15 protein-coding genes are annotated in these 9,002 nt (G+C 34.8%); 9 read left to right on the top strand and 6 right to left on the bottom strand.

The genetic code is table 11. The features are described 5' to 3' along the window. Window positions 1-77 precede the first annotated feature (77 nt). From M1D84_RS13045 to M1D84_RS13025, 5 genes are all read right to left on the bottom strand, one after another. Entirely contained in the window at window positions 78-491 is a 414-nt protein-coding gene (locus M1D84_RS13045) for a hypothetical protein (protein WP_458106286.1), read from the bottom strand. Between the two features lie 104 nt (window positions 492-595). After that, window positions 596-1,201 (bottom strand): hypothetical protein, encoded by a 606-nt coding sequence (locus tag M1D84_RS13040; RefSeq protein WP_458106285.1) that lies wholly within the window; start codon window positions 1,199-1,201, stop codon window positions 596-598. Window positions 1,202-1,299: 98 nt separating this feature from the next. Next, window positions 1,300-1,920 (bottom strand): hypothetical protein, encoded by a 621-nt coding sequence (locus tag M1D84_RS13035; RefSeq protein WP_458106284.1) that lies wholly within the window; start codon window positions 1,918-1,920, stop codon window positions 1,300-1,302. Window positions 1,921-1,951: 31 nt separating this feature from the next. Next, window positions 1,952-2,116, bottom strand: coding sequence for a DUF5659 domain-containing protein (locus tag M1D84_RS13030; protein ID WP_458106283.1), 165 nt, complete (start codon window positions 2,114-2,116; stop codon window positions 1,952-1,954). 45 nt (window positions 2,117-2,161) lie between these two features. Then, window positions 2,162-2,311 (bottom strand): hypothetical protein, encoded by a 150-nt coding sequence (locus tag M1D84_RS13025; protein WP_458106282.1) that lies wholly within the window; start codon window positions 2,309-2,311, stop codon window positions 2,162-2,164. 477 nt (window positions 2,312-2,788) lie between these two features. On the opposite strand from M1D84_RS13025, the gene M1D84_RS13020 reads away from it, so the two are divergent. The 8 genes from M1D84_RS13020 (at window position 2,789) to M1D84_RS12985 (ending at window position 7,683) form a co-directional block, all read left to right on the top strand. After that, entirely contained in the window at window positions 2,789-3,031 is a 243-nt protein-coding gene (locus tag M1D84_RS13020; RefSeq protein ID WP_458106281.1) for a hypothetical protein, read from the top strand. A 316-nt stretch (window positions 3,032-3,347) separates the two neighbouring features. Then, window positions 3,348-3,560 carry a hypothetical protein gene (locus tag M1D84_RS13015; RefSeq protein WP_458106280.1) on the top strand — a complete coding sequence of 71 codons (213 nt, stop codon included), beginning with the start codon at window positions 3,348-3,350 and terminating at the stop codon, window positions 3,558-3,560. Further along, the gene (locus M1D84_RS13010) at window positions 3,547-3,756 is read left to right on the top strand and encodes a hypothetical protein (protein ID WP_458106279.1); all 210 of its coding nucleotides are present in this window, start codon (window positions 3,547-3,549) and stop codon (window positions 3,754-3,756) included. Before M1D84_RS13015 ends, M1D84_RS13010 begins: the two co-directional genes overlap by 14 nt. Window positions 3,757-3,863: 107 nt before the next feature. After that, the gene (locus M1D84_RS13005) at window positions 3,864-4,331 is read left to right on the top strand and encodes a hypothetical protein (protein WP_458106278.1); all 468 of its coding nucleotides are present in this window, start codon (window positions 3,864-3,866) and stop codon (window positions 4,329-4,331) included. A gap of 361 nt (window positions 4,332-4,692) precedes the next feature. After that, a complete protein-coding gene (locus M1D84_RS13000; RefSeq protein WP_458106277.1) occupies window positions 4,693-5,403 on the top strand; it encodes a hypothetical protein in 711 nt (236 codons plus the stop codon). Beyond that, window positions 5,403-5,882: a hypothetical protein gene (locus tag M1D84_RS12995; protein WP_458106276.1), complete on the top strand. Its 480-nt coding sequence runs from the start codon at window positions 5,403-5,405 to the stop codon at window positions 5,880-5,882. The genes M1D84_RS13000 and M1D84_RS12995 overlap by 1 nt, the downstream gene beginning before the upstream one ends. An 87-nt stretch (window positions 5,883-5,969) precedes the next feature. Continuing rightward, window positions 5,970-6,374, top strand: a complete 405-nt coding sequence (locus M1D84_RS12990) for a hypothetical protein (RefSeq protein WP_458106275.1) — start codon at window positions 5,970-5,972, stop codon at window positions 6,372-6,374. Window positions 6,375-6,576: 202 nt separating this feature from the next. Then, window positions 6,577-7,683 (top strand): Rap family tetratricopeptide repeat protein, encoded by a 1,107-nt coding sequence (locus M1D84_RS12985; RefSeq protein ID WP_044334825.1) that lies wholly within the window; start codon window positions 6,577-6,579, stop codon window positions 7,681-7,683. A 399-nt stretch (window positions 7,684-8,082) separates the two neighbouring features. Here M1D84_RS12985 and M1D84_RS12980 read toward each other — a convergent pair whose 3' ends face one another. Beyond that, window positions 8,083-8,421, bottom strand: a complete 339-nt coding sequence (locus M1D84_RS12980; RefSeq protein ID WP_024424994.1) for a winged helix-turn-helix transcriptional regulator — start codon at window positions 8,419-8,421, stop codon at window positions 8,083-8,085. A gap of 94 nt (window positions 8,422-8,515) precedes the next feature. Between M1D84_RS12980 and M1D84_RS12975 the strand changes: the two genes are divergently transcribed. Beyond that, a complete protein-coding gene (locus M1D84_RS12975) occupies window positions 8,516-8,899 on the top strand; it encodes a RidA family protein (protein WP_044334827.1) in 384 nt (127 codons plus the stop codon). Window positions 8,900-9,002: the final 103 nt, after the last annotated feature.

The following is a 9,002-nucleotide window of genomic DNA, read 5'->3' as shown; positions in this document are numbered from 1 at the left end:
TTTCTCCCTCAACCTATTTTAAATGGGGGTATAGGGGGGGGAAAGAAAATTTCAACAAAAAACCAACTGACGCATAATCAGTTGGCTTTCGCAAGTCGGTATTTAGCGTGCATATTAATACCTCCCCAAATACATGCTTCGATATGAAGCCTATCAATCATTTCATCATCGTCATTTTCAAAAGCAACCTGACCTTGATGACCTAATAAAGCGCTAACGGCATGACCTAACGAATAGTACTTATCACCGTTCATGTATTCTTTATGCTCAGCCAGATACTCCATAATCAGCCATTTGTTATTACGGGTATAGAATAGCACATGCTTAACATTTTGAAACTGTTGTAGCACATGTTTGTAATGTTTATCATCACCGACATAAGCCAAATCATCGAATTGCCCGTCTTTTATTTCCTTAATCACATCAAAAGCTTTCTCGACTTCCTGTTGCTCTTGTTGTACATCATTGAATCTTTCTCTTAACTTTTTCATATTAAATAATCATCCTTTTATTTTATTTTTTTCATAAGCTTGCTGACGATGATTTTTCATTAATCATCGTCTCCGATGAGTTCATCTACATAATTCATCAACTATCAACTCACTTCCTTGATTTCTCCACGATAATTCACACACTGACATACATGTAGCAATTCATCATAGCTCAATTCGTTATAATATGATTTAGTCATTACGACATATTTATCAACCGAACGAGCTTCATTTACAGTCGTGTAAGTGAAACCTATGTAATCAAAAGCTTCACGAAATGTTCCAAATTGCCCCACCATTTCAGCTTTTCGGGTTAATACAACAGTTGGAACAACTTTAATTTTCATACGATTTTCTTCCCAAGCTTGCTGCATATTGCCGAGTTGGGTATCCCAGCGTAAATTGTCAACACAATTATTTTTAGGATTGTTGTTATTATGTGCAACAACTGGCAGATTTTTTGGATTTCGAATAAACGCTTTAGCAACCAATCTGCTAACATGCTCGACACGAGTGCTAGTTATGTTGATATATGGACGACCTGTATTAGAAATTTTTTGCGTCTTGATTCTTTCTACTTTATTTAGTTTTGTAACGGTTTTAATTCTACCGTAATCCGAAACCAAGAAAATTTTTCGTTGTCCTTCGTGGAACTGTTTCCACCGTTCGCCAGCAATATCATTAGTATCTAAATTTAAATAATGTTCCATTGTTAAAATCTCCTTTTGAATAAAATAAAAAGGAATCACCAACAGCGATTCCTTGAGTTCCGTTTGATTTAATTTGATTGAGCCCGCATTTCATGAGCTCACATTCCTCCCAATTTGAGACCTTCCAATTTAATTTGTTTGCTCCGATAATCAGGTTCCTCGGATTCATTGAAATCAGGCATTTCATCTTCATCAATGCCACCCACAAACTGCTTAATCGCTTGTTTTTGCTTTTTCGTTTCACGAGCCTTTTCACGAGCTGCCTTATTTTTCGCTTTCTGTTCATCAGACAATTTTTTACCGATTTCTCTTTCGTCAGTGATTGCTTTTTCATCGTTTTCAACCACGTCTGGGAAGGCAGCAAAATATTTGTAAGATTTCTTAATGCCTTGAGAACAAGCATAAACAAGTCCCAAACTTTCAAGCTTTTCAACACATTTTTGTATGGTTTTGCGTGAACCAATATTGGTTTTTTCCATTAACTGTTCTTGATTCATATAGCAAAAAGCGTCTCCGTCTTCATCAAATTGCTTAGTGTTGTTGCGGAAAGTTACTTCTTTTAAAATAGCTGCATAAACTCTTACATCATTTGACTTGAGAATTTCGTATTTCCCTAAGCCAAATAATATTTCATTAGGAACTTGTGTGAAGTTTCCTTTGGGTGCTTTATTTTTCGCATTTAAATACTTCAATGCGGGTTTTTCTTTTTTAGTTTTCATGAACAATAACTCCCTTGAACAAATTAATTTTTTAATGAGGATAATTGTTTATCAAACCGATTAGTTTCTCATTATCCTCAAAATGAAAAACTAATTTGTCCCGATTTTTTTTATCTGAAGCAACGTGTAATAAAGTTGCGCCACTTTTAAGCAAATAATTTACCATTTTCGTAGAGAAAACTGCTTTTGTTTTCAATTTGACTCACTCCATTTGACTTGATTATTGAATATTAATATTCAATTACTGTTTCTCATTTAAATCTTTTTCGATTAAGGCATCTACATAAGAACTGAATGTTTTACCAGATTTCTTCGCTTTCGCATTTGCTTTGTTGCGTCTTTCTGGTTTCAATCGCACTGTATATGCTTTGGTTTCAATGACTTCTTTCATTTATAAAACTCCTTTCCTATTAATCACCTACATTACATATGTGTTTAGCAACACAAAAAGTAAGTGTTATTTTTCAACTTTTTTTATATTTTTTTAACGTTAATAGAATTATATTGATTGTATTTAATATGTAAGGACCTTCCGAAGGAAAACAGTTGCGCCATCTGAAATGCGACAACGGAGCATTTCTAGGGCAACGATTCGTGCGAATCGTTTCACGTTATATTGTTATGTTTTCTTGTATATTATCTGTGAGCAATTTTTGCTCGTCAGATTGGTTCTGATGAGCATTTTTTACACATCAAATTTATTTGATGAGCAATTTTTACTCGTCAAAATCTGATGAGCATTTTTTGCTCATTAAAACTATTAAATTTGATGAGCAAATTTTATACATCAGATTTTAAATTGTCTCTAGACGTGCCAATTTTGCCGTCTTATGATGGAATAAATACCAATTATTAGGGAGTGGTTAGCATGGAATATGTATTCGATATGGCACGCAATAAAGCTGTGAGATTGGAAAACGGAATTGCTTTTGATGATGTAACTGGGGAAACATTCACAATAACGCTAGACGATATGGCAGAATTTCAATCATTACCGTATAGCATCTATGAGACGGTTGTTATTAATCTAACTCATTGGCACGAAAGCAACATGACTGAGCCAGAGTGGATTGAAGAAATTAATGCTAAGTTATTGCCTTATGGGATTTAGGGCGAGAGTATCGCCTTCATAGGGTGCGGTGGTAACCGCAACCTTCACAACATGTAAAGCATCTGACTTTAGTAAAGTTAGCAGGTGAATAAAAAAATGCGTCAGGTCTGAATGAATAAATTCTTCATTTAGGTTGTAGTGATATTATCCCTACAACCATCACCGCTATATTATAGCGGGCATATCCGTTAAAAGTATTAACGGTAAAATGGTCATTCCATGAGTCGCTATATACATTATATATGTCGACAATAATAACACCGTACGGCCAGTACGGTATTCTCGTAGCCAAAAATACCAAACCGGAGATGATTCAATGGAAGAGAAATTGCCAGTAAAGCTTATTTACAAAAAAACTTTGTTCGTTGAGCTTGTGAGATTGGACAATAATTTTTTGTATTCTACTAGAAATCGAAATAATGAGCGTTGGCAAGTATACGCCTTTCAGGACACACCGAAATTACGTCAGGATATTGCCGAGCTTAACGGTCAATCATACATTGAAGGTATTTGTAATGAACAACATTAAAACGATAGCCACGTATATTGGCTTGACCGTAGTGATGTGTATAATGATAAGCGTTATGATGATTCAATTTCTAAAAGTTGCATTACCGAAAAACCCAGTGATGGAAGCTAAAATACCGATAATGAAGGAACGAGCTGAACAACGAGCAGAAGCGTTGAAACAATTACAAAAAGATTATATGAAAGAACATCACTAAACGCACAGCTTTTACCGCTAGTGCGTTTTAATTTATATCATGACACTTACTATTACTTTGCAGGAAAAAATTCCTAGCTGTCGAATGAGTAATTGGGAGGTGATAATATGAGCAACAAATATCCAAAACTCAACATTACTGATGAAGCATTAGCCAAACTTAACATACCCAGAATTGTAGAAAGTAACCAAAATTTAAATGCAGCCATTAGAAATACCACTGCTCATTTAAATGAAATTTACAATCAAGTACAAGAAACGAATCGTGCCAAATTTCAACGAGAAGAAGAAAGCCATGAAGCACTATTACAAATTGCTGAAAACACTAAAGGAATAGAGCAAATTATTTCATTAGTACGGAAAAACAATGAGATAAACGAGCAAACCTTTCAATTGCTCCAAGAAGTTTTCACTGTAATTACTGCTGAAACTCCAGAACAAGCAGATGGAATACTTAGAAGTGCAATGGATAAAGCAAACCAAGCCAATGAAAGTTGGGGAACAATACAAACTGTAATTGGCTATGGAAAAATGCTTGGAAAATTAACATTTCCAGAATCAAACTTATTCGATTAACGTCCTTTTGAGGACGTTTTTTTATTCGTTTCAAATTCGCATTTGCATAGGGTAAATTTCAATTTTAGCTTTTTCAACGTACTACGGATTAAAACACCGTATAAACGCAATTTGCAGCCCTATGCAAATTAGCGAGAAATACATACTAATTGAATATTAATATTCAAAATCACGAACGATTTGCTATTAGTATTTTCATATAGTTCGGTTTTTGCTGAAAAAATTTGTAAAAACATGTTGACTAAGTTCGGATATGGGTGCTAATATACAAATACGCCCAGCAGGGTAGTACTCAAATGGAACAATTACATAAAACCCTCCTAATTACATAATGAGCATATACACTATGGAGGTATGAACAATGATTAACAGATTAATTTATAACGGAAAAGTATATTACAAGGTGGCTGACTTAGCACAGCTATTTGACGTTTCAATATATAAAATTAGAAAGATTGTTAAAACACAGGACATCAGAACAACTCTTAAAGGTTATGGTCGTGCGGTATTTGTGCTTGAAGAGAATGTTGCTAAAATCGAAGTTCGTAACGAAGTGAAAATCCTTGAGACTAAGTTCACTGCTGACCCAGTTAAAAAATCAAAAGTCGTGAAGGAACCTGTGGTTGATGTAAAAAAATCTAAGAAACCTAGCAAAAAAGTCAAAAAGGAAATTGCTAATAATGTAGCAAAATTTCCTGAAGAAAAGGTTGAGGTAGAAGCAACTCCAGAATCAGTCGAAAAACTTCAAGAAGAGCATGAACAACTGATAAACAAAGGGAATGCTCTAGGAGTGAAATTGGCAAAAGCCGATAAGTTTAGTATTTGTAGGGAAATTACGGAAAAACATTTGGGACAAGGAGCTGTTTTCAGAAACGCTACTTTAGATGATATTTTAGGAATGCGGGCAATTGTTGCTGACTTAGAAGTGGAAGTTGTTAAATTGAAAGGTTCGCCAAATGTAGTTGCGGAAGTTAAAATTTCTAATTTGTCCAATGAAATTGAAAATGATGAATTAATTGAATCGCCAAGCGAAACTGAATCAATTACGGAACAGCAAGTAGGTGCTTGGTAATGAAGTACTACGTTTATGTTCACAAAATACCACGTACAAATATCATTTTTTATGTTGGTTCAAACTGGCAAGGTGGAAATCCAGAAAGGGCTTATGAAACAAGGAATCGTCCAGTTAAATGGCATGAAGTTGTGGTCAATTATTATGGTGGGTTTAATGTCGAGATTGTTGCTCGTTTTGACAATCCCGAGGAATGCTATCAATTTGAAATGGAGTCAATTGCTATTTTGCAAGATGAATTTGGTTATGCTTGGTGCAACAATGAAAGGAAAACCGAAGAACTAAAAACTAGATTGCGAGAAAATACTCCAAGCAAACAAATAGTTGCAATCAAGGACAATGAGGAAGTGGTTTTCGATTCCGTCCGATATGCCAGTCAGCAACTAAATATTAAGCGACCAACAGTACATCATTATTTGAAAACGGGCAAAGTACATTCGTCTGGATACCGATTTGAATATGTTGGCAAAAATGGTTGATGAGATGCAGTCATTTCTGTATAATTGGGGTAACAAAATGAACGGAGAAGTTGTTAAATCAATATTTTGACCCCTCTTGACAAACAGTTGGGAGAGCATTACCTTGACAGGGTAGAGGTCGCTGGTTCGAGCCCAGTCGGAATCATCGTTGAAACCCTTGCTACGCAAGGGTTTTTTGTTTTTTGGGCAACAAATATTTGTTCTGTTTCTTTTGATTGGGAGACGAACTTTATTCACCAGATGGTTGATTTGAACGAAATTGAATGGTTTTTTAAAAAGATGCAATATCACATTGAAAAAACAAGAGATGAAGATGATCTTTATGACGTAGCTTCTACGATTAACAACGTTCTCTTATTGAATCCCAATATGCCAATCAACGATAAAATTAATGGAAATTTAAATCAAATTGCTAAATTTTTAGAAAAAAATAAAGATCCACTTAAAGTAAATCTCGGAGAACATATTGCTATGAAAACAAGTTTCCTTTAGTAAGCTTGGGCACAAAAAACAGGCCATACTAGTGGAAGATTTATTTGGAGTATCATCAAATAATAAAAGGCATACCAGAGAGGTGAATTCGTCTCTCTTTTTTTGTTCTTTTTTGCGGTTTCTTTTCGGTGTGGAATATTCAAACGGATGATAATATATGTAATTATAGGGAAAATAAAGGAATGGACAGGGGGAGGTTTGTTTGGGAGAAAAAGTAGCAAGCCCATTTGTTGCTAAAATGATCGGTGATTGGTACGGATATATAAAGAAACAGGACATTCTAAAGGCTGAAAATAAGAGAAAAGAGATCGTAATAGCCTTTGAAAATATGGAAGAAGATCAAAATGTCTTATTATACTTTAACTTGATTGATTCCAGATACAAAATGTTGGCACAGGAGTTTGAGGGATCAAAAGATATATTGAAGCAAATAGACATTGAAGAGAAGCAGAAAACGGATGACATGATTCAGTATTATTGTTTCTTCTTCAATGGCATGTATGAGTTTTATAAAAAGCGCTTTTCAGACGCTATCAACTATTATCATATTGCAGAGACCCGACTTCGAAACATTCCTGACGATTTAGAACGTGCTGAATTTAATTATCAGCTTTCAATTGCATACTACGAAATCGCACAAAATCATTTCTCCATTAACCACGCCAAAAAAGCTTTAGAAAGCTTTAAATCAGCAGATTTACAAGAGAGTCGAGTTGCTACTACTCTAATGGTAATCGCATCAAATAAGATGGATTTAAACCAATTTGTACAAGCTGAATCCACCTATAAGGATGCTATTAATTTAGCAGCAGAATCTAAAGTTGATTTGCCACAAGCGCTAGGGTATTTCAATCTTGGGATATGTTATGAGCGTCAAGGAAAGCTTCAGCAAGCTTTAGAATGTTTACAAAATGTCTTTTCGGTTGAATTAAAAAAGCCACACAAACCACTGTATATGAGAACAAATTACATGTTAGCGCGTGTACTCTTCCAGTTAGATAAAAAAGCTGAAGGGCTGGATGCACACAACGAGTCACTCATGTTAGCGAATGAATTAGCTGACAATGCGTATATTGCTAAGTTAAATATCATACATTTAATATATGTAACAGATGATGAAATTCAGCTCGACGCAGCTCTTGATGTACTGAAAAATCAAAAACTTTGGACAGATGCCGCAGAATTGTCAATTATGGCAGCAAGATTTTATAAAAAGCAGGATAATTACAAACTGGCATCAAAATACTTTGATGAAGGTTTGGAATCACAGGCCAAAAAATTGACATGGATGGAGGAGGAAGCTGAATGAAGCACTTGAAAGTTATGATATTAAGCCTTACCTTATTAATGGGGATTACAACCACTGTACATATAAATTCCTCAAATGATTTTCAAACCGCAGAAAACGGCTACTTTGGTTAAGCATGAAGTCTATTAATAAAAAAGCCCTTTTTGGGGCTTTTTTTATTTGAACATTATCTGCTATTTTCATTGCTGTTTCAATTGATCAAAACACAACTTCAAAACGTATAGGCAAAATAAAAACAGACCCTGCAGGGTCTGTTTTTATTGGGACGGATGGGGCCTAATCATTACTATCTTTTTCATTAAGATTAGAAGTTCCCTATACGCTCCATTGCTTTATCAAAAGCTGCTTTTCTTTTGTCTCTTCATAGTCAATACTTTGAATTATGTATACAAAAAGAATTTAATTACTTCGATTTTTCTCTCCCCAATCACATAACTGTTCTAAAATTGGTAAAAGTGTTTCTGCCTTATCTGTAAGACTGTATTCCACTTTAGGGGGGACTTGTGGATATTCCTTTCGTATAATCATCCCATCTGCTTCCAAATCTTTAAGTTGTGCACTCAATGTTTTAAAGGTAATCGTTCCAAGTCTCCTTTTCATATCATTAAAACGAACGGGTTGATTTTCCGAAAGGAGATACAGAATTAGCATTTTCCATTTGCCTCCTATAACTGATAAAGTATATCCAAAAGGTGTCTCTTGGATATTACCCGTTTTTCTATAATCAGCCATACTCATATTGACACTATCCTTTCTGATAGTAGCTATCTAAATAGTGCGTACTATTTTTTTATTTATATTCATTTTATACTGAAATAAAGGAGAGAAAACAATGACTAATATTAAAACCTACAATCACAATCTATGGGATCACGGTATTACCCAAGGATATAGCGTTAAAGGAACAATTTACATTTCAGGTCAGTTTTCATACGATAAAAATGGTATGTTCGTTGGTAAAGAGGATATTGAAGTTCAGACTCTACAAACATTTGAGAACCTTGATCGGGTATTGGTGGAATTGGGAGCCACGAAATCCAACATTGCATATGTGGAAATTTTTCTAACAAATCCACAAGAACACTCCGAAACGGTCATAGATCTATTCAAGGAATACTTAGGTCAACACAGACCAGCTGGCAGTCTCATTGGTGTGACATATCTGGCTTTCCCAGAGCAATTGATTGAAGTCAAGGCTATCGCACACACTGATTAAATACGTTATCAGATTAATTTGACCAATTCTTTATACAGGGAAAGGGTAGAATCTTTATCCGGTTTATTATTTTATAATTTAAGCAGAATAAGGCTTCGAGCTA

The sequence above is a fragment of the Bacillus sp. PK5-006 genome, assembly GCF_054161415.1.
The sequence above is the reverse complement of the archived record's forward strand: the minus strand, read 5'-3'. Positions and strand labels throughout refer to the sequence as shown.

What these genes read in the sequence shown, in the direction of transcription:
- M1D84_RS13015 (WP_458106280.1), top strand. Translation starts at nt 3,348, where the DNA reads ATGGAAGAGAAATTGCCAGTAAAGCTTATTTACAAAAAAACTTTGTTC.
- M1D84_RS13045 (WP_458106286.1), bottom strand. Translation starts at nt 491, where the DNA reads ATGAAAAAGTTAAGAGAAAGATTCAATGATGTACAACAAGAGCAACAG.
- M1D84_RS13010 (WP_458106279.1), top strand. Translation starts at nt 3,547, where the DNA reads ATGAACAACATTAAAACGATAGCCACGTATATTGGCTTGACCGTAGTG.
- M1D84_RS12995 (WP_458106276.1), top strand. Translation starts at nt 5,403, where the DNA reads ATGAAGTACTACGTTTATGTTCACAAAATACCACGTACAAATATCATT.
- M1D84_RS13035 (WP_458106284.1), bottom strand. Translation starts at nt 1,920, where the DNA reads ATGAAAACTAAAAAAGAAAAACCCGCATTGAAGTATTTAAATGCGAAA.
- M1D84_RS13025 (WP_458106282.1), bottom strand. Translation starts at nt 2,311, where the DNA reads ATGAAAGAAGTCATTGAAACCAAAGCATATACAGTGCGATTGAAACCA.
- M1D84_RS12980 (WP_024424994.1), bottom strand. Translation starts at nt 8,421, where the DNA reads ATGAGTATGGCTGATTATAGAAAAACGGGTAATATCCAAGAGACACCT.
- M1D84_RS13040 (WP_458106285.1), bottom strand. Translation starts at nt 1,201, where the DNA reads ATGGAACATTATTTAAATTTAGATACTAATGATATTGCTGGCGAACGG.
- M1D84_RS13020 (WP_458106281.1), top strand. Translation starts at nt 2,789, where the DNA reads ATGGAATATGTATTCGATATGGCACGCAATAAAGCTGTGAGATTGGAA.
- M1D84_RS12975 (WP_044334827.1), top strand. Translation starts at nt 8,516, where the DNA reads ATGACTAATATTAAAACCTACAATCACAATCTATGGGATCACGGTATT.
- M1D84_RS13005 (WP_458106278.1), top strand. Translation starts at nt 3,864, where the DNA reads ATGAGCAACAAATATCCAAAACTCAACATTACTGATGAAGCATTAGCC.
- M1D84_RS13000 (WP_458106277.1), top strand. Translation starts at nt 4,693, where the DNA reads ATGATTAACAGATTAATTTATAACGGAAAAGTATATTACAAGGTGGCT.